23 protein-coding genes are annotated in these 25,167 nt (G+C 73.0%); 17 read left to right on the top strand and 6 right to left on the bottom strand.

Annotated features, from left to right (window positions below; genetic code table 11):
* Positions 1 to 40: 40 nt before the first annotated feature.
* Entirely contained in the window at positions 41 to 1,270 is a 1,230-nt protein-coding gene (locus EXE57_RS15805; protein WP_135079132.1) for a S1C family serine protease, read from the bottom strand.
* Between the two features lie 185 nt (positions 1,271 to 1,455).
* Between EXE57_RS15805 and EXE57_RS15810 the strand changes: the two genes are divergently transcribed.
* From EXE57_RS15810 to EXE57_RS15820, 3 genes are all read left to right on the top strand, one after another.
* Positions 1,456 to 3,549 carry an acyltransferase family protein gene (locus EXE57_RS15810; RefSeq protein WP_167305932.1) on the top strand — a complete coding sequence of 698 codons (2,094 nt, stop codon included), beginning with the start codon at positions 1,456 to 1,458 and terminating at the stop codon, positions 3,547 to 3,549.
* 61 nt (positions 3,550 to 3,610) lie between these two features.
* Positions 3,611 to 5,182, top strand: coding sequence for a long-chain-fatty-acid--CoA ligase (locus EXE57_RS15815; RefSeq protein WP_135079136.1), 1,572 nt, complete (start codon positions 3,611 to 3,613; stop codon positions 5,180 to 5,182).
* A 70-nt stretch (positions 5,183 to 5,252) separates the two neighbouring features.
* Entirely contained in the window at positions 5,253 to 6,215 is a 963-nt protein-coding gene (locus tag EXE57_RS15820) for a YihY/virulence factor BrkB family protein (protein WP_135079138.1), read from the top strand.
* A 13-nt stretch (positions 6,216 to 6,228) separates the two neighbouring features.
* Here the strand turns inward: EXE57_RS15820 and EXE57_RS15825 are convergent, their stop codons facing one another.
* Together EXE57_RS15825 and EXE57_RS15830 are read right to left on the bottom strand one after the other, a co-directional pair.
* Complete coding sequence (locus EXE57_RS15825) at positions 6,229 to 7,365, bottom strand: MFS transporter (RefSeq protein WP_167305933.1); 1,137 nt, start codon at positions 7,363 to 7,365, stop codon at positions 6,229 to 6,231.
* A 73-nt stretch (positions 7,366 to 7,438) separates the two neighbouring features.
* Positions 7,439 to 8,743: a citrate synthase gene (locus tag EXE57_RS15830; protein ID WP_135079142.1), complete on the bottom strand. Its 1,305-nt coding sequence runs from the start codon at positions 8,741 to 8,743 to the stop codon at positions 7,439 to 7,441.
* A gap of 312 nt (positions 8,744 to 9,055) precedes the next feature.
* Between EXE57_RS15830 and rplM the strand changes: the two genes are divergently transcribed.
* The 5 genes from rplM (at position 9,056) to EXE57_RS15855 (ending at position 12,910) form a co-directional block, all read left to right on the top strand.
* Complete coding sequence (gene rplM, locus EXE57_RS15835) at positions 9,056 to 9,499, top strand: 50S ribosomal protein L13 (RefSeq protein ID WP_135079144.1); 444 nt, start codon at positions 9,056 to 9,058, stop codon at positions 9,497 to 9,499.
* Between the two features lie 23 nt (positions 9,500 to 9,522).
* Positions 9,523 to 10,020 (top strand): 30S ribosomal protein S9, encoded by a 498-nt coding sequence (rpsI, locus tag EXE57_RS15840; protein ID WP_135079146.1) that lies wholly within the window; start codon positions 9,523 to 9,525, stop codon positions 10,018 to 10,020.
* A 24-nt stretch (positions 10,021 to 10,044) separates the two neighbouring features.
* Positions 10,045 to 11,394, top strand: a complete 1,350-nt coding sequence (gene glmM, locus EXE57_RS15845) for a phosphoglucosamine mutase (RefSeq protein ID WP_135079148.1) — start codon at positions 10,045 to 10,047, stop codon at positions 11,392 to 11,394.
* Positions 11,391 to 12,404, top strand: coding sequence for a GNAT family N-acetyltransferase (locus EXE57_RS15850; RefSeq protein WP_135079150.1), 1,014 nt, complete (start codon positions 11,391 to 11,393; stop codon positions 12,402 to 12,404). Before glmM ends, EXE57_RS15850 begins: the two co-directional genes overlap by 4 nt.
* A gap of 71 nt (positions 12,405 to 12,475) precedes the next feature.
* Positions 12,476 to 12,910 (top strand): Ohr family peroxiredoxin, encoded by a 435-nt coding sequence (locus tag EXE57_RS15855; RefSeq protein WP_135079152.1) that lies wholly within the window; start codon positions 12,476 to 12,478, stop codon positions 12,908 to 12,910.
* 72 nt (positions 12,911 to 12,982) lie between these two features.
* Here EXE57_RS15855 and coaA read toward each other — a convergent pair whose 3' ends face one another.
* On the bottom strand, positions 12,983 to 13,957 hold the full coding sequence (coaA, locus tag EXE57_RS15860; RefSeq protein ID WP_135079154.1) for a type I pantothenate kinase: 975 nt from the start codon (positions 13,955 to 13,957) through the stop codon (positions 12,983 to 12,985).
* Positions 13,958 to 14,014: 57 nt separating this feature from the next.
* Here coaA and glmS point away from each other — a divergent pair, with 57 nt between their 5' ends.
* Complete coding sequence (gene glmS, locus EXE57_RS15865; protein WP_135079156.1) at positions 14,015 to 15,859, top strand: glutamine--fructose-6-phosphate transaminase (isomerizing); 1,845 nt, start codon at positions 14,015 to 14,017, stop codon at positions 15,857 to 15,859.
* A gap of 9 nt (positions 15,860 to 15,868) precedes the next feature.
* Entirely contained in the window at positions 15,869 to 16,222 is a 354-nt protein-coding gene (locus EXE57_RS15870) for a holo-ACP synthase (RefSeq protein ID WP_135079158.1), read from the top strand.
* 52 nt (positions 16,223 to 16,274) lie between these two features.
* Here the strand turns inward: EXE57_RS15870 and EXE57_RS15875 are convergent, their stop codons facing one another.
* Positions 16,275 to 17,192 (bottom strand): PDDEXK family nuclease, encoded by a 918-nt coding sequence (locus tag EXE57_RS15875; RefSeq protein ID WP_135079160.1) that lies wholly within the window; start codon positions 17,190 to 17,192, stop codon positions 16,275 to 16,277.
* Positions 17,193 to 17,316: 124 nt separating this feature from the next.
* On the opposite strand from EXE57_RS15875, the gene EXE57_RS15880 reads away from it, so the two are divergent.
* From EXE57_RS15880 to rimI, 6 genes are read left to right on the top strand one after another with little or no spacing between them, the layout of a single operon-like run.
* Positions 17,317 to 18,714 carry an NAD(P)H-hydrate epimerase gene (locus EXE57_RS15880; protein WP_135079162.1) on the top strand — a complete coding sequence of 466 codons (1,398 nt, stop codon included), beginning with the start codon at positions 17,317 to 17,319 and terminating at the stop codon, positions 18,712 to 18,714.
* Positions 18,711 to 19,841 (top strand): alanine racemase, encoded by a 1,131-nt coding sequence (alr, locus tag EXE57_RS15885; RefSeq protein WP_135079164.1) that lies wholly within the window; start codon positions 18,711 to 18,713, stop codon positions 19,839 to 19,841. The genes EXE57_RS15880 and alr overlap by 4 nt, the downstream gene beginning before the upstream one ends.
* On the top strand, positions 19,838 to 20,884 hold the full coding sequence (locus EXE57_RS15890; RefSeq protein ID WP_135079166.1) for an alpha/beta fold hydrolase: 1,047 nt from the start codon (positions 19,838 to 19,840) through the stop codon (positions 20,882 to 20,884). The genes alr and EXE57_RS15890 overlap by 4 nt, the downstream gene beginning before the upstream one ends.
* Positions 20,881 to 22,278: a tRNA (adenosine(37)-N6)-threonylcarbamoyltransferase complex ATPase subunit type 1 TsaE gene (tsaE, locus tag EXE57_RS15895; protein WP_167305934.1), complete on the top strand. Its 1,398-nt coding sequence runs from the start codon at positions 20,881 to 20,883 to the stop codon at positions 22,276 to 22,278. The genes EXE57_RS15890 and tsaE overlap by 4 nt, the downstream gene beginning before the upstream one ends.
* Positions 22,279 to 22,311: 33 nt before the next feature.
* Positions 22,312 to 22,950: a tRNA (adenosine(37)-N6)-threonylcarbamoyltransferase complex dimerization subunit type 1 TsaB gene (tsaB, locus tag EXE57_RS15900; RefSeq protein WP_135079168.1), complete on the top strand. Its 639-nt coding sequence runs from the start codon at positions 22,312 to 22,314 to the stop codon at positions 22,948 to 22,950.
* Positions 22,947 to 23,417, top strand: a complete 471-nt coding sequence (gene rimI / locus EXE57_RS15905) for a ribosomal protein S18-alanine N-acetyltransferase (RefSeq protein ID WP_135079170.1) — start codon at positions 22,947 to 22,949, stop codon at positions 23,415 to 23,417. The genes tsaB and rimI overlap by 4 nt, the downstream gene beginning before the upstream one ends.
* Here rimI and EXE57_RS15910 read toward each other — a convergent pair.
* On the bottom strand, positions 23,339 to 24,088 hold the full coding sequence (locus EXE57_RS15910; protein WP_135079172.1) for a GNAT family N-acetyltransferase: 750 nt from the start codon (positions 24,086 to 24,088) through the stop codon (positions 23,339 to 23,341). The two genes, rimI and EXE57_RS15910, sit on opposite strands and share 79 nt — an antisense overlap.
* Positions 24,089 to 24,117: 29 nt before the next feature.
* Here EXE57_RS15910 and tsaD point away from each other — a divergent pair, with 29 nt between their 5' ends.
* Entirely contained in the window at positions 24,118 to 25,164 is a 1,047-nt protein-coding gene (gene tsaD, locus EXE57_RS15915; protein ID WP_135079174.1) for a tRNA (adenosine(37)-N6)-threonylcarbamoyltransferase complex transferase subunit TsaD, read from the top strand.
* The last annotated feature ends 3 nt before the right edge of the window (positions 25,165 to 25,167 follow it).

Below are 25,167 nucleotides of genomic sequence, written 5' to 3' on the forward strand. Positions count from 1 at the left end.
GCCGGGGAGCACCGGCATCACCGCTGGGCCGGTGGTGCGGTCAGCTGGTACCGGACTCCGCGTCGGAGCCGAGGGTGACCGTCGTGGTCTGCTCCTCGCCGTCCCGCTGGAAGGTCAGCTCCACCTCGTCACCGGGACGGTAGGAGCGGACGGTGGCGATGAGCGCGTCGGAGCTGGTGACGAGCCGGCCGTCGACGGCCGTGATGACGTCGCCCGGTTCGAGACCGGCCTCGGCCGCTGCGGAGCCCTCGGTCACCTCGCCGACCGCTGCGCCGTTGGGCACGGTGGCGCCGCCGTCGTCGGAGGCGGCGTCACTCACCGAGACGCCGATCAGGGCGTGGGTGGGCGTCTCGCCGGCGACGATCTGGTCGATGATCGGCAGCACCTCGTCGATCGGGATCGCGAAGCCCAGCCCGATCGACCCGCCGCTGCCGCCGGTGCTCGAGCCGCTGGTGCGGATCGAGGAGTTGATGCCGACCACGTTGCCGTCCATGTCGACCAGGGCGCCGCCGCTGTTGCCCGGGTTGATGGCCGCGTCGGTCTGGATCGCGGGATAGACCGTGGCGTTGCCCGCCGCGTCGGAACCCACGTTCACCGGCCGGTCGAGAGCACTGACGATGCCGCTGGTGACGGTCGAGTCCAGGCCGAACGGGGACCCGATGGCCACCACCTCCTGGCCGACGTCGACGTTGCCGGAGGTGCCGATGGTGGCCGGTGTGAGCCCCTCGACGCCCTCGGCCTGGATCACGGCCGTGTCGGTCAGCGGGTCGCTGCCGACGACGGTCGCCGGCGCGTGGGTGCCGTCGTCGAAGGACACCGTCATCTCGGCGCCCTCACCGGCTCCGTCGACCACGTGGGCGTTGGTGAGGATCTGGCCGTCGGAGCTGAGGATGATGCCCGACCCCGAGCCCTCGCCCTCCGAGCCCTGGACGACGATCCTGACCACCGAGGGCAGCACCTTCGAGGCCACCGCCTCGACCGAGCCGTCGGCCGCCGGCTCGTCGCCGGTGTCGACGACCTGGGCGGTCTCGGTGCCGGCCGAGTCGAACGTGGTGGGTCCGTCCTCCTGCCACGCGTCCCACGCTGCTGCGCCACCGACGCCGGCGGCCCCACCGGCCACCAGGGCGGTGGCGAGCACGGTCGCGGCCAGGCCCCGACGTCGCGTGCGCGGCGGGGCGGTCGTGGTGGGTGCGGGGGCGTCGGTCACGGCCTCGTGACCGTACGGGTCGCGCTCCGGCGGGAACGGCGGGAGAACTCGTGTGTCGCTCATGCCTCCACGGTGGGGGAGGAGGCTGTGAGAGGACTGAGAGGTCGCTGGGTGCCCCTGAAGAAGCCGGGCCGATGGGTGACTTCGGCCACACCGGAGGGGCGCCAGATGGGGCCCTTCCCCCATGGAGCTGCCGGCTGCGCGTCCGTAGCGTCGAGCGGGTCATGAGCGCCGCTATGCCGTCTTCCGTGTCCACGACCCCTGCCAGCGCCTGGAGGTACCGCCCCGAGCTCGACGGCCTGCGTACGTTCGCGGTCGTCGCCATCGTCTTCTTCCACGCCCGCGTGGCCGGGGCGTCCAGCAGCTTCATCGTGCTGGACCTCTTCTTCGTCCTCTCCGGCTTCCTCGTCACGAACGTCGTGCTCAGCGAGGTGGACGCGACCGGCGAGCTCAGGCTGGGTCGCTACTACGCCCGCCGCGTACGCCGGCTGCTGCCCGCCGCGGTGGTCACGATCGTGGTGACGTCCGTCGTGTTCGTGCTGGTCGCCTCGGAGCCCGAGCGGCTCGGGCTGGTGCGCGACGCGCAGGCGGCGCTCGTCTACCTCGCCAACTGGCAGTTCATCGCCGACGGGGCGGACTACTTCGCCGGGGACGTCCGGGACTCGCCCTTCATGCACTTCTGGTCGCTCTCGGTCGAGGAGCAGTACTACATCGTCTTCCCGCTGCTCCTGCTGGCGTGGTGGAAGCTCGCCCCCGGCCGGGCGCGGGTGCTCCTCGGCGGGCTGTCCGTCCTGACCGCGCTGTCGGTCGCCTCGCAGCTCTACTGGGCCCAGGTCGACCCCACCCGGGCCTACTTCGCCACCGACGCCCGGCTCTTCCAGCTGCTGGCCGGCGCGATCCTCGCGGTCGCGCTGCGCGAGTTCGCCACGCGCCGCGCGGAGGGCGGCATCCACTGGCGACGGGCCGGCCGCGCGCTGGCCGTCGCCGGCCTGGGTGGGTACGTCCTCCTCGGCAGCGAGCTGGTCGACATGTCGGTCTCGCACCGCAACCTGCTCGCCACGCTGCTGGCCGTCTCGCTGGTCGTCGGCACGTACACCGCACCGGGCTCGCTCGTGGCGCGCGGCTTCGCGCTGCCGTGGATGACCTACCTGGGCAAGATCTCGTACGGCATCTACCTCTGGCACTACCCGGTGCTGCTGGTGCTGGGGCGGGTCTTCGACGTCCGTCCCGCACTGCTGGCCCTGATGGCGCTGGTGGGGGCGATCGCGCTCGCGTCGATGTCCTACCAGATGCTCGAGACGCCGATCCGGCGTGGCCGGGTCCTCGACGCCTTCCCGTGGCCCGCCGTGGCGGCCGGGCTGGCGGTGAGCGTCGGCACGGCCCTGGTCGTGGTCGGTCCGATCCTGACCAGCGAGCGCCAGCCCTCGGTGGCGGCGGCCTCCGTCGGCGGCTCGATCGCGGCCGAGGCGGCGGTGGCCGAGGACGAGGCGGTCGTCCGCAAGCTCGCGCGGCAGGTCCCGGGCGACCTCGACTTCCGCAAGATCAGCAACGACCGGGGACCGGGCGTCACCTTCTGCAGGCCCTCGGCGCCGGCCGACTGCACCGTGGTCGACGGCGACGGACCGCACGTGGTCGTGGTCGGCGACAGCCACGCCCGGATGCTGTCGGCCGGGCTGGTCGAGCTCGCGGAGGAACGCGGCTTCCGGCTCTCCATGAGCGTGGTCAACAGCTGTCCGTGGCAGGACGGGCTCCTCAACGTCGAGGCGCCCGAGGGCAGTCAGCGTCGCTGCCTCGACGCCCGGCAGGACTTCTACGACCAGACGTTGCCGGCGATGGACGCCGACGTGGTGATCCTCGCCAACCTGGCCCGCAGTGCGCCGGACCGCTGGCAGGGCAAGGTCGTCGACCAGGACGGCCGGGCCCGCGGGGACCTCAACCAGCGCCAGCTCGAGGCGACGCGGCAGACGGTGCGGAAGATCAACCGGGCCGGCGCCACGGCGGTGATGGTCCGCAGCATCGTGGGCACCGACGGCTGGGAGATGGAGGGGCCTGACCCGCTCGACTGCCTCGCCCGCGCGAAGCGGCAGCGCGAGTGCGCTGTCTCGCCCCCGCTGGACCGGCCGGTCGCCGACGGGATCTACGAGTCGGTGGCGATCGGCAACGACGACGCCACCACGGTCGACCTCAACCCCGTGTTCTGCCCCGACGCACCCGCCTGCCGTCCGATCATCGACGGGGTGGTGGTGTGGCGCGACGCCGCCCACCTGACCGGCTCGATCACCCGCCACCTGCGCACGGAGGTGTGGGCGGCGGTCGAGGACACGGGCGTCGTGCCCGGGTAGTCCGCCACGCCTCGGGCGGGGCGGTTGTCGACGGTTGTGACGTGGACCACAATCAACCGGCATGAGCCTTCCCGCACCGACGTACGTCGACGACCGCCTGGCCCACTGGGCCGCAACCGACCCCGACGGGGAGGCGATGTCCTACCTCGGCAGGACGTGGACGTGGTCGGAGTGGGACGACCGGGTCCGCCGCGTCGCCGGCGGGCTGCAGGGGCTGGGGATCGGGCGCGGCGACGTCGTCGCCTTCCTCGACAAGAACCACCCGGCGTGCGTCGAGCTGAGCCTGGCCGCGGGGTCGCTGGGTGCGGCCAACGCGATCGTCAACTGGCGGCTCGCCGGCGACGAGGTCGACTACACCGTCAACGACTCCGGGGCGACGGTGCTGGTCGTGGGGTCGGACCTGATGCCGCTGGTCGCCTCGATCCGGGACCGGCTGCCCAGGGTGAGGACGGTCATCGAGGTGACGCCCGAGGGCGGCGAGGGCGATGCCTACGAGCACTGGCTCGCGGTGTCCGACCCGGTCTCACGCCCGGCGGACGTGAGCCCCGACGACACCTGCCTGGTGATGTACTCGTCGGGCACGACCGGGCGGCCCAAGGGCATCATGCTCAGCCACGCCAACATGGTGGCCCACACGCTGAACGCCCACGACGGGTGGAGCTTCGAGCCCGGTGACAAGAACATGGTCGCGATGCCGCTCTTCCACGTGGGCGGGTCGTCGTACGTCCTCTTCGGCATCCACGACGGCGTCCCGAGCGTGATGACCCGGGACCCCGACGGCGCCTCGCTCGCCGCCGCGATCATGGCGGGAGCCAACCGGACGTTCCTGGTGCCGGCGGTGCTCGCGCAGGTGCTGCAGTCCGGCGACGACGCGATCGCGCTCTTCGGGCGGCTCAAGACCTACTGCTACGGCGCCTCGCCCATGCCGATGCCGCTGCTCCGCGCGGCGATGGAGGCCTGGCCCGACACCGACTTCATCCAGGTCTACGGGCTCACCGAGCTCGGCGGCGTGATCACCCACCTGATGCCGGAGGCCCACCGGGACGCCGACCATCCCGAGCGGCTGGTCAGTGCCGGGCAGCCGATCCCTGGCGCCGAGGTCCGGGTCGTCGACCCGGGCACCCTCGAGGACGTCCCGACCGGTGAGCACGGCGAGCTGTGGTTCCGTACGCCGCAGCTGATGAAGGGGTTCCTCGGCCAGCCCGAGGCGACCGCGCAGGTGGTCACCGAGGACGGCTGGTTCCGCACCGGCGACCTCGGCAAGGTCGACGCCGACGGTTTCGTCTACGTCGAGGACCGGCTCAAGGACATGATCATCAGCGGCGGCGAGAACATCTACAGCCCCGAGGTCGAGCGGGTCCTCGCCGAGCACCCGGCCGTGATGGAGGTCGCCGTGATCGGTGTGCCCGACGACCGCTGGGGCGAGGTGGTCAAGGCCGTCGTCTCGCTCAAGCCGGACACCGCGGCCACCGAGGAGGAGATCATCGGCTACTGCCGCGAGCACCTCGCCCACTTCAAGTGCCCCAGGAGCGTGGACATCATCGAGGCGCTGCCGCGCAACCCCACCGGCAAGATCCTCAAGCGCGACCTCCGCAAGCCCTACTGGGAGGGGCGCGACCGCCAGACCGTGTGAACGGGGTGCGACCGCGGTCCCGACACCGCGCGGGTGAGGGACGGTAGCCGGCGAGGTCTAGGGTCCGGGCATGACCACCGCGCGCACCGTCCCGGTCACGACCGAGATGGACGGCGACGAGCTCGATGCGGAGGACGCCTGGCACCTCGCCCGGCGGCACGGTCTGCGGCACGTCGTGGTCAGCTCGTTCGTGCGCTTCCGGTACGGCGACGGGTTCACCAACAGCCGGGCGCTGGCGCTGCAGACCTGCCTCGCGGTGGTGCCCTTCATGCTCGCCGTCACCGGCCTCGCGGCCGACATCGACGACGACCGGTGGGCGCGGGTGGTCGCGGCGACGGTGAACGCGATCGCTCCCGGGCAGGGCACCAACGACGCGCTCGCGGCCGCCGCCGGTGGGTCGGAGCGGAGCGGCGAGATCGCGCTCACCTTCGGCCTCCTCTTCGCCCTGGTGTCGATGACGACCGCGATGGCCCAGGTCGAGCGCGGGACCAACCGGATCTACGGGATCCGGCGCGACCGGCCGGCCCTGCACAAGTACGGCCGGGCTGCGGTCTTCACGGTCGTCCTGGCGGCCCCGGTCGGGCTCGGCTTCCTGCTGCTGGTCGGGGGAGGCGCCTTCGGCGACGCGATGGTGGCCGAGGGGGTCTGGACGGAGACCGCAGAGGACTGGTGGGACTGGGTGCGCTGGCCACTCGGGGTGGCGATGCTCGTGTTCGCGATCGCGGTGCTGCTCGACCACGCCCCGCGGCGCCGGCAGCCCGCGCTGTCCTGGCTGGCCCTCGGGTCGGGCACCGCCGTCGCGCTGAGCGCGGTCGCGACCGGCGGGCTGGCGGCGTACGTCAGCCTGAGCGCCTCGTTCAGCTCGACGTACGGACCGCTCGCGGGGGTGTTCGTGCTGCTGCTGTGGAGCCTGCTGAGCTCGATGGCGTTCTTCTACGGCGCCGCCGTCTGCGCGCAGCTCGAGGCGCTGCGGGCCGGCGACGACCAGCCGGCGTACGACGACCCGGGCCGGCCGCACCGGCAGACCGTCTGACCCCGACCGCCGGTCAGCGTGCCGGCCCGCGCAGGCCGGCGGGCACCAGCGCCAGCAGGCACGCGCACGCCGCCAGGGCGAACGCGGTCGGGAATCCCCAGCCCGAGGCCAGCAGCCCCACCAGGACCGACCCCAGGGCCGTGCCGCCGTCGAAGCCGACGTTCCAGAGCGTGCTCGTCTCGTCGACGCGACCCGGTCCGGCGCGACGGAACGCCGAGACCAGGGTGAGGTTCTGGAGGGCGCCGTAACCGGTCCCTGCCAGCAGCGCTCCGCCGATCAGCCAGACGGCAGCGCCGTCGCGCGCGCCCCACGCGCAGGCCGCTGCGCCGGCCGCCGCCACGACCAGCAGCGGGACCAGCCACGCCTCGCCACCGCGGGCGCCGGCGTCGGCGACGTGGCCCGCGCCGTAGCGAGATGCGGCTGCGGTCGCGCCCATCACGAGCAGCGCCACGCTCGCGACGACCGGGGTGGTCACCTGGGGGATGAAGGTCAGCAGCGCGCCACCCGCCAGGGTCGAGGCGAGGAGGACGAGGGTCGGCGCCGCGATCGCGCCGAGCAACCCGGTCCAGGAGTCGTCGGTGTCGCGGGCCGGCCCCGCGGCAGCGGCGTCCCCGACGAGCCGCCTGAGGGCGAGCGCAGCGGGCACACCGAGCACGGGCAGCGCCCCGACCAGCAGCACCGGTGCGAAGCCCACCAGGTCGACCGCGGCGACGCCGAGCGGCAGCAGCAGCAGGTTGGGGACGGCCACCGCGAGCCCGTACGCGCCCACCATCCGGCCGCGCAGGCCGGGCGGCGCCAGGTGGCCGACGACGGCGCTGCCGGTGACGGTCAGCACCCCGAAGCCGGCGCCGCGCACCACCGAGCAGGCGAGGATCCAGCCGAGGCCGTCGGAGACCGGCAGGGCGGCCGCGCCGGTCGCCATCAGCAGCAGGCCGAGCACCATCGCCCGGCCGTGGCCCAGCGACCGGACCAGCGCGGGGACCGCCAGCTGGGCCAGGACGGTGGTGGCCAGCAGCACGCCGTTGACCAGGCCCGCGCCGGCAGCGCCGGCTCCGCCGTGCACGGCCCACAGCGGTGCGACGGGCAGCAGGACGGCGTACCCGGAGAAGCCGGTGACGGAGTAGACGACCAGCGGCCCCGTCCCACGCACCTGCCGGACCGAGGTCGGTCCGGCGGCGGGGGAGGGGCCGCGGTCGTCTGCGCCGGGGGTGCTGCTCAGGCGGTCACGCCCAGCGCTGGGCGGCCGGGGTGAAGTCGAGCGTCCGGTCGCCGGTGTAGATCTGCTTGGGCCGGGCGATCTTCTGCTCCTTGTCCTGCACGAGCTCCAGCCACTGCGCGAGCCAGCCGGGGGTACGGCCGATCGCGAAGAGGACGGTGAACATCTCGGGCGGGAACTGGAAGGCCTCGTAGATCAGGCCGGAGTAGAAGTCGACGTTGGGGTAGAGCTTGCGCTTGACGAAGTACTCGTCCTCGAGCGCGATCTTCTCCAGCTCCAGCGCGATGTCGAGGAGCGGGTTGGTGCCGGTCACCTCGAAGACGTCCTCGGCGGACTTCTTGATGATCTTGGCGCGCGGGTCGTAGTTCTTGTAGACCCGGTGGCCGAAGCCCATCAGCTTCTCGTTGCCCTCCTTGACGCCGTCGATGAAGGAGGGGATGTTCTCCTTCTTGCCGATCCGGCGCAGCATCCGCAGCACGGCCTCGTTGGCACCACCGTGGAGCGGGCCGAAGAGCGCACCGACACCGGCGGCGACCGCGGAGTAGGGGTCGACCTGCGAGGACCCCACCGAGCGCACCGCGTTGGTCGAGCAGTTCTGCTCGTGGTCGGCGTGGAGGATGAAGAGCACGTCGAGGGCCTTGACCAGCCGCTCGTCGGCCTCGAACTTCTTCTCGCTCATCTTGAACAGCATCGACAGGAAGTTCTCGGTGTAGCTCAGCTCGTTGTCGGGGTAGACGAACGGCTTGCCCTGCGCGTGGCGGAACGACCAGGCGCCGAGGGTCGGCATCTTCGCGATCATGCGCACGATCTGCATGTGCCGGTTGTCGGCATCGCCGATGTTGCGGGCGTCCGGGTAGAACGTCGACAGCGCACCGACCGAGGCCATCAGCATGCCCATCGGGTGGGCGTCGTAGCGGAAGCCGTGCATGAACCGCTTCACGTTCTCGTGCACGAAGGTGTGGAAGGTGATCTCGTGCTCCCACGCGGCGTACTCCTCGCGCGAGGGCAGCGACCCGTTGATCAGGAGGTAGGCGACCTCCAGGAAGTTCGAGTGCTCCGCCAGCTGCTCGATGGGGTAGCCGCGGTACTCGAGGATGCCCTGGTCTCCGTCGATGTAGGTGACGGAGCTGCGGCAGGAGGCGGTGTTGACGAACCCGGGGTCGTAGGTCGCCAGCCCGGGCTGGTCGTCGTCGGTCCTGATCTGGCCGAGATCAGCGGCGCGGATGGCGTTGTCGCTGATCGCGATGTCGTACTCCTTGCCCGTCCGGTTGTCCCGGACGGTCAGGGAGTCCTTGGCCGGTACGTCGGTCACGTCGGCTCCTCGTTCACGTCTTTGTGGTCCGTCCCAACCTAGCCCGGCCCCGCAGGTGGCGCGAACCGGAGGTCCGCCGGATGGTCCCGGGCCGGAGCGGGCGGTGCAGTGATTTGCCGCCGTTCCGCGCACCCGCGTAACCTTGGCCGTCGCGACTCCTGCCGCGCCCGCCCACGAGGCGGGTGCTGATCCGGACGTCATCCTCCCAGCCCGACCGGGAGGAGCGAACCGGGCCGTGTTCGTCAGGGGTCGTGGCTCCACCACCCGACCGGGACCTCCGGTCCGGGACCGACGAACGAAGAGGGCACTCACGTGCGCACTTACAGCCCCAAGCCTGGCGACATCCAGCGCGACTGGCACGTCATCGACGCCGAGGACGTGATCCTGGGCCGTCTCGCCGTCCAGACCGCCAACCTCCTGCGCGGCAAGCACAAGACGATCTTCGCCCCGCACATGGACACCGGTGACTTCGTCATCATCGTCAACGCGGAGAAGGTCGCCCTGACCGGCCAGAAGGCCACCAAGAAGGTCAGCTACCGCCACTCCGGCTACCCGGGCGGTCTCACCGCCACCCCGATCGGCCAGGGCCTCGAGAAGGACGCCCGCAAGGTCATCGAGAAGGCCGTGTGGGGAATGCTCCCCAAGAACAAGCTGGGCCGCCAGATCATCAAGAAGCTCAAGGTCTACTCCGGCCCGCACCACCCCCACCAGGCCCAGCAGGCCCAGCCGTTCGAGATCTCGCAGATCTCCCAGTGACCGACCAGGACCGAGGACACGTAGTGACTGAGAACAGCACCGAGGTCGAGGAGACCTTCGAGACCAACGAGCAGGGCGTCGCCTACAGCTCCGAGAGCGCCCCGGCCGCCGACGCGCCGGTCAACTCCACCATCGCGCCGTCCGCCGCGACCGGCCGCCGCAAGCAGGCCGTCGCCCGCGTGCGGATCGTGCCCGGCACGGGCAACTGGACCGTCAACGGCCGCGCGCTCGACTCGTACTTCCCCAACAAGCTGCACCAGCAGGTCGTCAACGAGCCCTTCGTGACCACCCAGCTCGAGGGCCGCTTCGACGTGATCGCCCGCGTGCACGGCGGCGGCATCACCGGCCAGGCCGGTGCGCTGCGCCTGGGCGTGGCCCGTGCGCTCAACGCGGTCGACATCGACGCCAACCGCGCGGTGCTCAAGAAGGCCGGCCTGCTCACCCGTGACGCCCGCGTCATCGAGCGCAAGAAGGCCGGTCTGAAGAAGGCCCGCAAGGCGCCTCAGTTCAGCAAGCGCTGATCGGCATCATCTAGGGTCCGTCGCATGACGACGCGACTCTTCGGCACGGACGGGGTCCGGGGCCTGGCCAACGGTGATCTCACCGCTGAGCTGGCCCTGGACCTTTCCGTTGCGGCAGCCCACGTGCTCGCCGACCGGGGTGACTTCGCGGGGCACCGACCGTTCGCGGTCGTGGGCCGCGACACCCGGATCTCGGGCGAGTTCCTCGAGGCGGCGGTCGTCGCCGGGCTCGCCTCCGCCGGGGTCGACGTGCTCCTCCTCGGGGTGCTGCCGACGCCCGGCGTCGCCTACCTCACCCAGAAGCTGGGCGCCGACCTGGGCGTCATGCTCTCGGCCTCCCACAACCCGATGCCGGACAACGGCATCAAGTTCCTCGCGCGCGGCGGCCGCAAGCTCGACGACACGATCGAGATCGCGATCGAGAAGCGGATGCGCGAGCCCTGGCAGCGTCCTCAGGGCGGGGGCGTCGGCCGGGTCACCCCGTACGCCGAGGCCGTCGACGACTACGTCACCCACCTGATCTCCTCCATCGAGCACCCCCTCGTGGGGCTGCGGGTGGTGCTCGACTGCGCCGAGGGGGCCGCCTCCGAGGCCGGGCCCCGCGCGCTCGTCGGCGCCGGCGCGGACCTCACCGCCATCCACGCCATCCCCGACGGCCTCAACATCAACGACGGCTGCGGCTCCACCCACCTCGGCCCGCTGCAGGAGGCCGTCCTGCGCGACGGAGCCGCCGTGGGCTTCGCGCTGGACGGCGACGCCGACCGCTGCCTGGCCGTCGACCACGAGGGGACGGTCGTCGACGGCGACCAGATCCTCGCGATCCTCGCCCAGTCGCTGCACGAGCACGGCCGGCTCGCCAAGGACACCGTCGTCGCCACCGTGATGAGCAACCTCGGCTTCGTCAACGCCATGCGTGAGGCGGGCATCGGCGTACGCCAGACCAAGGTCGGCGACCGCTACGTCCTCGAGGCGATGAACATCTCCGGCTACTCGCTCGGCGGGGAGCAGTCAGGCCACGTGATCATGAGCGACCACGCCACCACCGGTGACGGCATCCTCACCGCCCTGGCGGTGCTCGAGCGGATGGCGACCACCGGCAAGTCGCTCAAGGAGCTGGCGTCGGTGATGACCCGGCTGCCGCAGGTCCTCGTCAACGTCCCCGACGTCGACAAGACGCGGGCCGACGACGACGCCGTCGTCGCGGCTGCGGTCGCCGAGGAGGAGGCGGTGCTGGCCGGCGAGGGCCGGATCCTGCTGCGGCCCTCCGGGACCGAGCCGATCGTCCGGGTCATGGTCGAGGCGCCCACCGAGCAGAAGGCCGGCGAGGTCGCCGACAGGCTGGCCGACGTCGTACGACGGCAGCTGGCGCTGTGAGCCCAGCAGGGCCGGCCCACGTCGAACAGGTCGACCCCCGGCTCGAGCCGGTGCTGCGCCGGTGGTGGGAGGTGGGCCGCGACTCGTGGCTGCCCGACCGGGCCGTCGACGACTGGCCGGCGTGGGAGGTGAGCCGGCGGGCGCTGCCGGCACACAACCCCGAGCGCGAGGCCAGCCTCTACCTCGCCTACGACGGCGACGAGGTCGTCGGCTTCGGGATGGTGATCCTGCCGGTGCTCGACAACCCGCACCTGGCGTTCGCCGACCTGGGGGTGCTGCCCGGGCACCGGAGACGCGGCCACGGGACCACCCTGGTGCGCGACCTCGAGCAGCGGGTGCGCGACCGGGGCCGTACCACCGTCGTCATCGAGGGGTACGCCCCGCCGGGCGGCACCGCCCCGTGCGAGCCGTTCGCGGCGGCGCGCGGCTACGAGGTCGCCAACGAGGAGACGATCAAGCACCTGGACGTCGCGACCTACCGGGCGCTGCGGGAGGACCTGGTGCGGGAGGTGGCGCCGTACGCCCGCGGTTACCGGATCATCGGCTGGGACACCGTGTGCCCCGACGAGCACGCCCTCGAGTGCAGCCGGCTGCTCAGCGGCTTCAACTCCCAGGTCCCGCTCGGCGACCTCGCGCTGGAGGACTCGGAGTGGAGCCCGGCGCGGATGCAGGAGTGGGAGCGGCGCAACCTGGCGATCGGCCGGCACGCGTTCACCTCGGCCGCGGTCGCCCCCGACGGCACGTTGGCGGGCCTCAGCGGGCTGCGGGTCGACGACGACGCCCCCACCACCGGCAGCGTGGGCATCACGCTGGTCGACCCGCGGCACCGTGGTCACCGGCTCGGGCTCGCCCTCAAGGCCGCGGTCACCGACCTGGCCCTCGAGCACTTCCCCGACCTCGCCGTCGTCGAGACCACCAACGCGGTGAGCAACCGCCACATGTCCGCCGTCAACGAGCGGCTCGGCTACCGCTCGCTCGAGCGGCTGCTGGAGCTGCAGCGCGTGCTCTGACCGCGAGACGTCCGGTCCCGCATCGTGAGACGACCGGAAATGTCGTGGCCCCCTGGCTCGTTGGGCCCGGCATGACGAACACACCGGACAAGATCGTGTACACCGCCAACGCCACCGTCACCGGGGGACGCCGGGGTGGTCACGGCAGGACCGACGACGGCCAGCTCGAGGTCGACCTGCAGGCCCCCACCGAGATGGGTGGCCCGGGCGGCGGCACCAACCCCGAGCAGCTCTTCGCCGTGGGCTTCGGTGCCTGCTTCACCGGCGCGCTGGGCCTGGTCGGCAAGGCCGAGGGCATCGACACCTCCGGCGCCAGCACCGACGTGAAGGTCGGCTTCGGACCCGAGGGCGAGTCGTTCGCCATCACCGTCGACCTCACCGTCTCCGTCCCCGGCGTCGACGACGGCACCGCCCAGAAGCTCGTCGACATGACCCACGAGATCTGCCCCTACTCCAAGGCCACCCGCGGCAACGTCCCGGTGACCGTCACCGGCAAGGGCGTCTGACCAGCAGCACCTCCCTTTGTCGCCTCGTGTGCCTGAGGCCGGTCACTGGACCGGTCTCAGGCACACGCCACGTCAGAGCTTGCGCAGCCGGACGTACCGGACCGAGTGGTCGCGGTCCTTGCGCAGCACGAGCGTCGCTCGCGAGCGCGTGGGCAGCACGTTCTGCACGAGGTTGGGGCCGTTGATCGTCTGCCAGAGGCGGGTCGCGGTCTCGACCGCCTCCTCCTCCGAGAGCGCGGCGTACTTGGCGAAGTAGGACTCCGGGTCCCGGAACGCTGTCTCGCGCAGCCGCAGGAACCGGTCGACGTACCACTGCTGGATGTGCTCGGTGCGGGCGTCGACGTAGACGGAGAAGTCGAAGAAGTCGCTCAGCGTCAGGCCCACGCGGCCGTCCTCGCGGGCCCTCGCCGGCTGCAGCACGTTGAGGCCCTCGATGATGACGATGTCGGGCCGCTTGACGACGACCTTCTCGTCCGGGACCACGTCGTAGGTGAGGTGGGAGTACGTCGGGGCCTCGACCTCGTCCTTGCCCGACTTGATGTCCACGACGAACCGCAGCAGCGCGCGCCGGTCGTAGGACTCCGGGAACCCCTTGCGCTGCAGCAGCCCCCGCCGCTCGAGCTCGGCGTTGGGGTGGAGGAAGCCGTCGGTGGTGACGAGCGCGACGTGGGGGTGCTCGGGCCAGTGGGCCAGCATCTGCTGCAGGACGCGGGCGGTGGTCGACTTGCCGACCGCCACCGACCCGGCCAGCCCGATCACGAACGGCGTCCGCGGCGGTTGCGGCTGGTGGAGGAACTCCTCCTGCTGGCGGTGCAGCCGTCCCGCGGAGCCGACGTACATGCTGAGCAGGCGCGAGATCGGCAGGTAGACCTGCTCCACCTCGTCGAGGTCGAGGGCGTCGCCGAGGCCCCGCAGCCGGGTGATCTCCTCGGCCGTCAGCGGGCTCGGGGTCTCCCTGCCGAGGGCGGCCCAGGCCGCGCGGTCCAGCTCGACGTACGGCGAGGACTCGCGGCCGTTGTCGTCGGACACCCCGCCGTTGGGAGACATGCGCGGCATTCTTGCACCGGCGCCGACCCGTACGAGCGGCCACCTAGACTCGCCCCCATGTGCGGAATCGTGGGATACGTCGGGACCCAGCAGGCGCAGGGAGTCGTGATCGAGGGTCTGCGCCGTCTCGAGTACCGCGGCTACGACTCGGCCGGGGTCGCCCTCGTGGCCGACGGCGCCATCGCGAGCGACAAGCGCGCGGGCAAGCTCGCCAACCTCGAGAAGGCGATCATCGACGCGCCGCTACCGGCGTCGACGACCGGCATCGGCCACACCCGCTGGGCCACGCACGGCGCGCCCAACGACCCGAACGCGCACCCGCACCTCGGCCGCACCGGACGCGTCGCGCTGGTGCACAACGGGATCATCGAGAACTTCGCGTCGCTGCGCGCCGGGCTCGAGGCCGAGGGGCACGACCTCCTCTCCGAGACCGACACGGAGGTCGCCGCGCACCTGCTCGAGCGCGAGGTGCTGGCGGGCCGCGACCTGACCGAGGCGATGCAGGCTATGTGCCGCGCGCTCGAGGGAGCCTTCACGCTGGTGGCCGTCGACGCCGAGGACCCCGACCGCGTGGTCGCGGCGCGGCGCAACAGCCCGCTGGTCGTCGGCATCGGCGAGGGCGAGAACTTCCTCGGCTCCGACGTCGCCGCCTTCATCGAGCACACCCGCGAGGCGATGGAGCTCGACCAGGACCAGGTCGTCACCATCACCCGCGACGGGGTGGCGGTGAGCGGCTTCGACGGCACGCCCGCCGAGGGCCGCCGCTACCACGTCGACTGGGACCTCACGGCGGCCGAGAAGGACGGCTACGACTGGTTCATGCGCAAGGAGATCTTCGAGCAGCCGCGGGCCCTGGCCGACTCGCTGCTCGGCCGGCGTACGCCGACCGGCGAGCTGCAGCTCGACGAGATGCGGCTCTCGGACGACGAGCTGCGCGACATCGACAAGATGATCATCATCGCGGCCGGCACCTCGTTCTACGCCGGCATGGTCGCCAAGTACGCCATCGAGCACTGGACCCGGATCCCGGTCGAGGTCGAGCTGGCCTCGGAGTTCCGCTACCGCGACCCGATCCTCACGCAGTCCACGCTCGTGGTCGCGATCAGCCAGTCCGGCGAGACCGCCGACACGCTCCAGGCGATCCGGCACGCGCGGGTGCAGCGGTCGAAGGTGCTGGCGATCTGCAACACCAACGGCTCGACCATCCCGCGCGAGTCCGACGGCGTGATCTACACCCACGCCGGACCCGAGATCGGCGTCGCCTCCACCAAGGGCTACCTCACCCAGCTGATCGCCTGCTACCTGCTGGCGCTCTACCTCGCGCAGGTGAAGGGCACCCGCTACGGCGACGAGATCAGCCAGGTCATCGACCAGCTCGAGGAGATGCCCGGCCACGTCCAGACGGTGCTCGACCGCGCCGACCAGGTCTACGCGCTGGCCCAGGAGCACGTGGGGACACGGTCGGTGCTCTTCCTGGGTCGCCACGCGGGCTATCCCGTCGCGCTGGAGGGCGCGCTGAAGCTCAAGGAGATCGCCTACCTCCACGCGGAGGGCTTCGCGGCCGGAGAGCTCAAGCACGGGCCGATCGCGCTGATCGAGGACGGGCTGCCGGTGCTGTGCATCGTGCCGCCGCGCGGGCGGGACCAGCTCCACGACAAGATGATCAGCGGGATCCAGGAGGTCCGCGCCCGGGGCGCCCGGACGATCTGCCTGGCCGAGGAGGGCGACGACTCGATCACGCCGTACGCCGATGCGATGATCCGGCTGCCCAACGTGCCCGTGCTGCTGCAACCGCTGGTGGCGGTCGTGCCGCTCCAGCTGTTCGCCTGCGAGATCGCCACCGCGCTGGGCCACGACGTCGACCAGCCACGCAACCTCGCCAAGTCCGTCACGGTCGAGTAGCCGGCTGACATGGCGGTCATCGGCGTCGGGATCGACGTGGTCGACATCGAGCGGTTCGTGGAGTCGCTCGGGCGGACCGCGGGCCTGCGGGAGCGGCTGTTCACGCCGGCCGAGGCGACCCGACCGCCGGCCTCGCTCGCGGCCCGGTTCGCCGCCAAGGAGGCGCTCGCGAAGGCGCTGGGCGCACCGGTGGGGATGCGCTGGCAGGACGCCGAGGTCGAGTCCGAGGACTCCGGTCGACCGGTCTTCACGATCCGCGGCAGCGTGGCCGAGCGCGCCGCGGAGCTCGGCGTACGGTCGGTGCACCTCTCGCTCTCCCACGACGCCGGCATCGCCTCGGCGATGGTGGTGCTCGAGTCCTGACCGACACAGTCTTCGTCGCGGCGTGTGCCTGAGGCCGGTCCATGCGCCGTGCTCAGGCACACGGGACGGCTCGGGGGACGCCGAGGGCGATCAGGTCCCCGGCCACCTCGGCGGGTTCGTGCCTGACCTCGTACGCCGTGCATCCGATGACGGTGCGGTCGTGCGCCGTGAGCCGCCGGGCCCGTTTCTTGTCCTCGCCCCAGTGCTCCACCTCCATGTGGAACGAGCCGTCGACCTCGAGGACCAGCACCGCTCCGTCGAGGAGGTCCCACTCGCAGTCGGTCCACCGGCGCCTGCCCGCCCGGTCGGTGCGCGGCCGCTGCCGATCCGGCGGCTCCAGACCGAACCGGCGGCACATCCTCATGACATCGAGCTCGGCGCCTGACTGGGAGCCGCCGGCGACATCACGGAGGGAGGCGCGGAAGGCGGGCGCCCGTCGCAGGGGCCGGAGCCGGTCGATCCAGCGGAGCAGCTCGCCGGGTGTCGTGAGCCGCTGCTGCACCGCCGAGGCGAGGATCGCGTGGGCAGCCCTGTGCGGTGCGTCGTAGCCGGCCCAGAGGAGGACCGCGGGTTCGAGGCGGCACCGCGGGAGTGCCGAGCCGGGGTCGCGGAGAAGCTCGAAGGAACGGCGGGAACGGAAGAAGTGGACCCCGTCGACGGGCTCGAACGCGAGCTCGTCGTCCACCACGACCGTGATCGCCTCGCGTTGCCACCGCTTGAGTCCGTGGTGCTCCGCGGCGGTGAGACCGCCCAGGAGGCTGCGCGGCCCCGCGTGAAGCACGGCCAGCCACCGGCGCTGCTCGGTCGTCAGCTCGCCGGTGAAGGCGCTGACGACCCGTGGCGTACGGACCACGCACCGACCTGCTCGCGCATGGGAGCGCACGTCGTCCCAGTGCACCCCGTGGTCGGTCAACTGGCGACGCGCCACCATGCCGTCCTGGTGGTCGATGAGGCGGGTGAGGTCGCTCATCGGGCCACCTTGGCCGATCCTCAGCGGGCCTGTGGCGCTCCTCCACAGGCTCACCCCGGGCGCGTGTGCCTGAGAACGGTCCATGCGCCGTGCTCAGGCACACGCCGCGAATAGGGTGGGTGGCATGCGAGAGGCGCACACGGTCGAGCAGGTCCGCGCGGCCGAGGCGGCCCGGATGGCCGACCTGCCCGACGGGGCGCTGATGCAGCAGGCGGCCGCGGGGCTGGCTCACGCGGTGGTCGACCTGATGGGCGGCGCCTACGGCCGGCGGGTGCTCCTGCTGGTCGGGCCGGGCAACAACGGCGGTGACGCGCTGTACGCCGGAGCACGGCTGGCCCGCCGGGGCTGCTCGGTCGAGGCGTGGCTGCTCGCCGGGCAGGTCCACGAGGCCGGCCTCGAGGCGCTGCGGGCAGCCGGCGGCCGGGTGGCCGAGCCCCGCGCCGGCACCACCCCCGACGTGGTCGTCGACGGGATCGTCGGCATCGGCGGCCGCCCCGGCCTGCGGCCAGCCGCGGTCGCGGCGCTCGACCACGTCCGCGGCGTCCCGGTCGTCGCGGTCGACGTCCCGAGCGGTATCGACGTCGACACCGGCGAGCTCGCCGGCCCGCACGTCGAGGCGACGCTGACCGTCACCTTCGGCACGCTCAAGGTCGGTCACCTGGTCGACCCGGCCGCGACCGCCTGCGGTGCGGTCCACCCGGTCGACCTGGGCCTCGACCTGCCACCGGCCCCGGTGTCGGCCCTGCAGCCGACCGACGTACGCCGGCTGCTGCCGCGGCCCGAGCCGGGTGGTCACAAGTACACCCGCGGCGTGGTGGGCGTCCGGGCCGGCTCGACGACCTACCCCGGTGCCGCGCTGCTCTGCGTGGCCGGCGCGGACTGCGGGCTGGCGGGCATGGTCCGCCACGTCGGCGAGGTCTCCGACCTGGTCCGCCGCGAGCACCCCGCCGTCGTCGGCGACGGGCGGGTCCAGGCCTGGGTGGTCGGCTCCGGTGGGGGAGCGGCCGCCGGCGACGAGCTCGCCGCCGCCCGCTCCGACGGGGTCCCGCTCGTCGTGGACGCCGACGCGCTGGCCCACGTCGGCGGCCCGCTCGGGGTGCCGACGGTGCTCACCCCCCACGCCGGCGAGCTGGCTGCCATGACCGGCGCCGAGCGCGTGGACGTCGAGGCCCGGATGCTCCACCACGCCCGCGCGGCCGCAGCGACGTACGACGCCGTGGTGCTGCTCAAGGGCCGCCACACCCTGGTCGCGCACCCCGACGGACGCGTCCGCGTCACCACCACCGGCCCGCCGTGGCTGGCCACCGCCGGGGCGGGCGACGTGCTCGCCGGTCTCGTCGGCGCGCTGCTGGCGTGCGGCCTGGACACCTACGACGCCGCGTCCGTCGGCTCCTGGCTCCACGGCGCCGCCGCGACCCTCGCCTCGCGGGGCGGGCCGCTGCGTGCCGGCGACGTCGCGGAGGCCATCCCCGGGACGGTGCGCCGACTGCTCGACCCGGGGATGGAACAATCCGCCCCATGAGCCGGGCCCGCGCCGAGATCGTCGTCGAGCTGCCCCTCATCCGTCACAACGTCCGTGTCCTGCGCGAGCACACCGGCGTCGAGATGATGACGGTCGTCAAGGCCGACGGCTACGGCCACGGGATGGTGCCGGCCGCCCGCGCGGCCCGCGACGCCGGGGCCGCGTGGCTCGGCGTCGCCACCATCGACGAGGCGCTGGGGCTCCGGGAGGCCGGCGACACCGGCCGGGTGCTGTCCTGGCTCGGCGTGCCGGGCGAGGACTACGCCGCCGCCATCTCCGCGGACGTCGACGTCACCGCGTACTCCGTCGCCGAGCTTCGCGAGGTCGCCGCGGCGGTCGGCGCCGCCGGACGTCCCGCCCGCCTGCAGCTGAAGGTCGACACCGGCCTGTCCCGAGGCGGCGCCCCGCTGGATGCGTGGGAGGACCTGGTGGCGGAGGCGGCTGCGGGGCAGGCGCGGGGTGACTGGACGGTCACCGGCATCTGGTCCCACTTCGCCTGCTCCGACGAGCCCGAGCACCCCGCCAACGACGCGCAGGAAGCGGCGTTCCGCCACGCGCTCGAGGTCGGCGAGCGGGCCGGGCTGCGTCCGGAGGTCCGCCACCTGGCCAACTCCGCCGCCGCCATCCTGCGACCGAGCTCGCGCTTCGACCTGGTCCGCTGCGGCATCGCGTCGTACGGCCTGGACCCCGCGCCCGGCCACACCCCCGACCTGGGGCTGCTGCCGGCGATGTCGGCCGTGGCCGAGCTCGCGATGGTCAAGCGGATCCCGGCCGGCGCCGGCGTCTCCTACGGCCACACCTGGCACGCGCCCCACGCGACCACCGTCGGCGTCGTGCCGGTGGGGTACGGCGACGGCGTGCCGCGCCACGCGAGCAACCACGCCGAGGTGCTGGTCGGCGGCCGTCGCCGCCCGGTCCGGGGCCGGGTCTGCATGGACCAGCTCGTCGTCGACCTCGACGACGACGACGTCGCCGCCGGTGCGCGGGCCACGCTCTTCGGCACCGGCCGGCTGGGGGAGCCGACCGCCCAGGACTGGGCCGAGGCCGCCGGGACCATCAGCTACGAGATCGTCACCCGCATCGGCGGGCGCTTCGTCCGCCGCTACGTCGACGAAGGGCAGGAATGAGCATCAAGCGCAGGATCCTCGGGGCCGTCGCCTCGGCGGCCGGTGTCGCCGTCGCCGGTACTGCCGTCGAGGTCGCCCGCCGCCGCCGGGTCATCGCCCGTCGCGGCGCCGGCGACGGGACCCACTTCGGCTCGCTCCGGTCGCGGCCGACGACGGTGGTCGCGGACGACGGCGTCCCGCTCCACGTCGAGGTAGACGAGTGCGAGGACTCACCGCTGACGGTGGTGTTCGTCCACGGCTACGCGCTCACCCTTGACTGCTGGCACTTCCAGCGCGCCGGTTACCGCGGGCTGGTCCGGACGGTCTTCTACGACCAGCGCTCCCACGGCCGCTCCGGTCGCTCCAGCAAGTCGCACGCCACCATCGACCAGCTCGGTCACGACCTGCGGCAGGTGCTCGACCACGTCGTGCCGGACGGGCCGGTCGTCCTGGTCGGCCACTCGATGGGCGGCATGAGCATCATCGCGCTCGCCGAGCAGGCGCCGGAGGTCTTCGGCGACCGCATCGTCGGGGTGGGGCTGATCTCCACCACCGCCGGAGGGCTGGACCCCCACCGCGCGCTGATCCCGCTCATGCCCTCGGGACTCGGCGGCACGATGGGGCTGCGCACCGTCGCCACGCTGGCGCGCGGGCACTGGGCGGTCGACGGCGTACGCCGGCTGACCCGGCCGTTCGCGACCGTCGTCACCGACCAGTTCGCCTTCGGCGACGACGTGCCGTCGTCCTACGTCGACTTCGTCGACGACATGCTGGCCAAGACGCCGTTCGAGGTGATCGCCGAGTTCTTCCCGTCCCTCGGGGCGCTCGACAAGTTCCACACCCTGTCGGCCCTGGGGCGGGTCCCGGTGTCGGTCGTGTGCGGGACGGCCGACAAGCTGACCTCGATCGGGCACAGCCGCAAGCTGCAGGCGCGGATCCCGGGGGCGCGGCTGCTGGAGTGCGAGGGCGCCGGCCACATGGTCATCCTCGAGCGCCACGAGCAGGTCAACGCCGAGCTCGACCAGCTGCTGGCCGCAGCAGGGGAGCGGGTCGACGAGCGGTGAGCACCGTCGACGTACGGCCGATCGGGCCGGAGGAGGCCGCCACCCTGCTGGCGGCCATCCGGCCCGCGTTCGAGGCGCGCCCCCCGCTCGACCCGCCGGCAGCCACGCTCACCGAGACCGCCGAGTCGCTGGCCGAGCTGCTCGGCAAGCACGGCGGCCTGCTCGCCACCCTCGACGGCGAGCCGGTCGGCGGGCTGGTGCTCGACCCGGTCGGCACCACCATGTACCTCCGCCGCTTCGGCGTGCTCCCCGACGTGCAGGGCCACGGGATCGCGGCCCGGCTGATCGAGGCCGCGGTCGAGCAGGCGGAGGGCTTCGACGACCTGACCGTGGTCGCCCGGATCGAGCTGCCGCGGACCGTGGCGTTCTGGGAGCGGCGCGGCTTCCGGGAGATCCGCAGGCAGGAGCCCAACGTGGAGCTGCGCCGGCCGCTCAACACCTTCCTCTTCGACGTCCCCGACGCCGAGACGATGCGCGAGCTCGGTCGGTCGCTCGCGGGCCAGCTCCGGGCCGGCGACCTGGTGGTGCTCAGCGGGGAGCTGGGCGCCGGGAAGACCACGTTCACCCAGGGGGTCGGTGCCGGGCTCGGCGTGCGGGGCGACATCACCTCGCCGACGTTCGTCATCGCGCGGGTCCACCCCTCCCTCTCGGACGGGCCGGCCCTGGTCCACGTGGACGCCTACCGGCTCGGGGGCATCGACGAGCTCGACGACCTCGACCTCGACACCTCCCTCGACGACGCGGTCACGATGGTCGAGTGGGGCGAGGGGATCGCCGAGGGGCTGGCTGAGTCGCGGCTGGAGATCCGGATCATCCGGGCACTCGCCCACGAGGACGAGCACGCCGACCTCGACCCGCGACGCGTGCTGATGACGCCCGTCGGTCCGCGCTGGTACTCGCTGGAGGTGCCGGCCACGCAGCGGCCGCCGCTGGCCGAGAAGCTCAACGAGAACCTCCTCGTCGACTTCCGGCCGTGCGCCGAGGAGGAGCTCGGCGACCTCGACCCGCCCGCGCCGGTGCCGCTCGCCCTGATGGTGGCCGAGCACGACGGCCGGGTGCTGCTCGACCACAACGCGCGGTTCGACGAGTGGGAGCTGCCGCTCGCACGGATCGAGGAGGGAGAGTCGGCGCGCGAGGCCGCCGTACGCAACTTCCGCCTGCGCACCGGCTCGGAGCCCGGGGACGTCTCCTTCGTGGGCGTCGCCACCGTGCAGCTCGGTCACGAGCGCCGCATCGACTACGTCGCCGTCTTCCGCGGCCGGATGACCCGGGTCTCGGACTTCCGGGCGACCGCGGAGGTCGACGGCCTCGCCTGGTGGGACCCGGTCGTCGACCACCCGGGCCTCTCGCCGATCGACGCCCACCTGGCCCGCCTCGCCCACGCCGCCCGTTGAGGCCGGCCCCGGGGTGGGGGCTAGCCTGACGCCGTGCTGCTCGCCTTCGACACCGCCACCCCGCGCGTGACCGTCGCCCTCCACGACGGTGAGGACGTGGTGGTCGAGCTGGCCAGCGAGGAGACGCTGCGCCACGGCGAGCAGCTCGCACCGCTGGTGGAGCGGGCGATGCGCGAGGCCGGCATCGTCCGGCAGGACCTCACCGCGATAGCGGTCGGTGTGGGGCCCGGCCCCTTCACCGGGCTGCGGGTGGGCTTGGTCACCGCACGCACGCTCGGCTTCGTCCTCGAGATCCCCGTCTACGGCGTCTGCACCCTCGACGTGCTGGCCGTGGAGGCGGTCGACACCGGCACGGTCATCGGCGACTTCGTCGTCGCGACCGATGCGCGCCGCAAGGAGGTCTACCTCGCGTCGTACGACGAGGCCGGCCACCGGCTCGACGGCCCCGTCGTGGAGAAGCCCGCCGTGGTCGCGACCGAGGCGCTCGTCGTCGGCGAGGGCCCGGTCCTCTACCCCGAGCACTTCCCGAACGGCTGCGCCCCCACCCGCCCGAGCGCGGGCTGGCTGGCCCGGACGGTGGTCGACGAGCGTGCCGAGCTGCACGACCCCGAGCCGCTCTACCTCCGGCGCCCCGACGCAGTGGCTCCGGGTCCCCGCAAGCCGGCGTCGTGATCGAGCCGGCCACCCCCGCCGACGTCGCCGACATCGCCGCCCTGGAGGCGGTCGCCCTCGCGGCCGACGCCTGGTCGGAGGCGCTGGTCGCGCAGGGTGTGACCGGGAGCCTGCCGACGGTCCACTACCTCGTCTCGCGACTCGACGAGAGCCTGGCGGGGTACGCCGTCGCCAGCGTCGCGGGCGACGTGGTCGAGCTGCAGCGGATCGCCGTCGATCCCGGTCGGCGGCGGGCCGGGGTCGCCACCGCGCTGCTGGACGAGGTGCTGGCGCTGGCCCGGACGCACGGTGTCGAGAGGGTGCTGCTCGAGGTCCGGGAGGACAACGCCGGCGCGCTCGCGTTCTACGCCGACCGGGGCTTCGCCGAGCTCGCCCGGCGACCGCGCTACTACCGCGACGGCACGACCGCGGTCGTGATGGAGCTCCCGCTCAGCGGGCCGCCGATGAGCGTGTGGGCGACCTCGTAGCCGAGTCCCCGGTAGATCCGCAGGGCGGGAGCGTTGTCGACGTAGACCCCGAGGCTCGCCACACCCGGGCCCGCCAGCGCCCGGGCGGTGAGCGCCGTGCTCACGAGTCGCCCGAGCCCCCGGCCGCGGGCGGTTGCCGCCACCGTGACACCGCGCAGGTGGCCGGTGCCGTCCGGCTGGCGCAGCACGGCGCCAACGGCATCAAGGCGGCCGGCCACGCGGACGCCGAGCCAGGCCTCGATCCCGGGCGTGCCGGGGCGGGCGAAGGAGCCCGGTGCCTCACGGTCGAGCAACGCGGTGATCTCGTCGGGATCGTCGACCTCGACCACCCGCGGGTCGGAAGGCTGCGGCTGCGCCCTCGTCAGCATCCAGTGCCAGCGCCGGCCGGGGCTCCAGGACCACGCCGCGGGCACAGCGGCCTCCGAGCCCGCCGCGATCAGCAGACGGGCCGGGAGCGGCTGGCTGGCCGCCGCGTACGCCAGCAAGGGCGCGAGCGGTTCGGGCGCTCCGAGGGCGGTGGCGACGAGGCGAGGCCCCTCGTCGAGGTGACGGCCTGCGAGCACCAACGCGGCTCCGTCCGCGCCCTGCCAGGCGCCGACGAGCAGTCCCGGGTCCACCTGGTGCCGTACGAACGGCAGGTCTCGCAGCTCCTCGACCCCCACGGCACGCATGGCTCCATTGTCGCGGGCATGATGTGACCATGACCGACGCACCCCTCGTCCTCGGCATCGAGACCTCGTGCGACGAGACCGGGGTCGGGATCGTCCGCGGCCACGAGCTGCTGGCCGACGCGGTGGCCAGCAGCGTCGACGAGCACGCCCGCTTCGGGGGCGTGGTGCCCGAGGTGGCCAGCAGGGCCCACCTCGAGGCGATGGTGCCGACGATCGAGCGGGCCTGCGAGACGGCGGGCGTACGACTCCACGACGTCGACGCCATCGCGGTGACCAGCGGCCCGGGTCTCGCGGGGGCGCTGCTCGTCGGGGTGGCGGCGGCCAAGGCCCTCTCGGTGGGCCTCGGCAAGCCGTTGTACGGCGTCAACCACCTCGCCGCCCACGTCGCGGTCGACCAGCTCGAGCACGGCCCGCTGCCGGAGCCCTGCCTGGCGCTCCTGGTCTCGGGTGGCCACTCCAGCCTGCTGCGGGTCGGGGACGTCACCGGCGACGTCGACCCTCTCGGCTCGACCATCGACGACGCCGCGGGGGAGGCGTTCGACAAGGTGGCCCGGCTGCTGGGCCTCCCCTTCCCGGGCGGTCCCCACATCGACCGGGCGGCCCGCGAGGGCAACACCGTGGCCATCGACTTCCCGCGGGGGCTGACCTCGCGGCGCGACCTCGAGCGGCACCGCTTCGACTTCTCCTTCTCCGGCCTCAAGACGGCGGTCGCCCGCTGGGTCGAGGCGCGCGAGCGGTCCGGCGAGCCGGTGCCGGTCCACGACGTCGCGGCCTCCTTCCAGGAGGCGGTCTGCGACGTGCTCGTCCGCAAGGCGCTCGACGCCGCGACCAGCCAGGGGGTCGACGACCTGCTGATCGGCGGCGGGGTCGCCGCCAACTCCCGGCTCCGGGTGATGGCCGAGGAGCGGGCCGCCTCCCGGGGGATCCGGGTCCGCGTGCCCCGTCCGGGCCTCTGCACGGACAACGGCGCCATGGTGGCCGCCCTCGGCGCCGAGATGGTCGCGAGGAACCGGCCGGCGTCCGCGCTGGACCTGCCGGCCGACTCCTCGCTGCCCGTCACCGAGGTGCTGGTCTGAGCC

The organism is Nocardioides euryhalodurans, assembly GCF_004564375.1.
Taxonomy (GTDB): Bacteria; Actinomycetota; Actinomycetes; order Propionibacteriales; family Nocardioidaceae; genus Nocardioides; species Nocardioides euryhalodurans.

What these genes read in the sequence shown, in the direction of transcription:
- EXE57_RS15875 (WP_135079160.1), bottom strand. Translation starts at nt 17,192, where the DNA reads ATGAGCGACCTCACCCGCCTCATCGACCACCAGGACGGCATGGTGGCG.
- EXE57_RS15820 (WP_135079138.1), top strand. Translation starts at nt 5,253, where the DNA reads ATGACCACCGCGCGCACCGTCCCGGTCACGACCGAGATGGACGGCGAC.
- glmM (WP_135079148.1), top strand. Translation starts at nt 10,045, where the DNA reads ATGACGACGCGACTCTTCGGCACGGACGGGGTCCGGGGCCTGGCCAAC.
- EXE57_RS15870 (WP_135079158.1), top strand. Translation starts at nt 15,869, where the DNA reads ATGGCGGTCATCGGCGTCGGGATCGACGTGGTCGACATCGAGCGGTTC.
- tsaD (WP_135079174.1), top strand. Translation starts at nt 24,118, where the DNA reads ATGACCGACGCACCCCTCGTCCTCGGCATCGAGACCTCGTGCGACGAG.
- EXE57_RS15805 (WP_135079132.1), bottom strand. Translation starts at nt 1,270, where the DNA reads ATGAGCGACACACGAGTTCTCCCGCCGTTCCCGCCGGAGCGCGACCCG.
- EXE57_RS15910 (WP_135079172.1), bottom strand. Translation starts at nt 24,088, where the DNA reads ATGCGTGCCGTGGGGGTCGAGGAGCTGCGAGACCTGCCGTTCGTACGG.
- EXE57_RS15890 (WP_135079166.1), top strand. Translation starts at nt 19,838, where the DNA reads ATGAGCATCAAGCGCAGGATCCTCGGGGCCGTCGCCTCGGCGGCCGGT.
- EXE57_RS15815 (WP_135079136.1), top strand. Translation starts at nt 3,611, where the DNA reads ATGAGCCTTCCCGCACCGACGTACGTCGACGACCGCCTGGCCCACTGG.
- alr (WP_135079164.1), top strand. Translation starts at nt 18,711, where the DNA reads ATGAGCCGGGCCCGCGCCGAGATCGTCGTCGAGCTGCCCCTCATCCGT.
- EXE57_RS15880 (WP_135079162.1), top strand. Translation starts at nt 17,317, where the DNA reads ATGCGAGAGGCGCACACGGTCGAGCAGGTCCGCGCGGCCGAGGCGGCC.
- coaA (WP_135079154.1), bottom strand. Translation starts at nt 13,957, where the DNA reads ATGTCTCCCAACGGCGGGGTGTCCGACGACAACGGCCGCGAGTCCTCG.
- EXE57_RS15855 (WP_135079152.1), top strand. Translation starts at nt 12,476, where the DNA reads ATGACGAACACACCGGACAAGATCGTGTACACCGCCAACGCCACCGTC.
- glmS (WP_135079156.1), top strand. Translation starts at nt 14,015, where the DNA reads ATGTGCGGAATCGTGGGATACGTCGGGACCCAGCAGGCGCAGGGAGTC.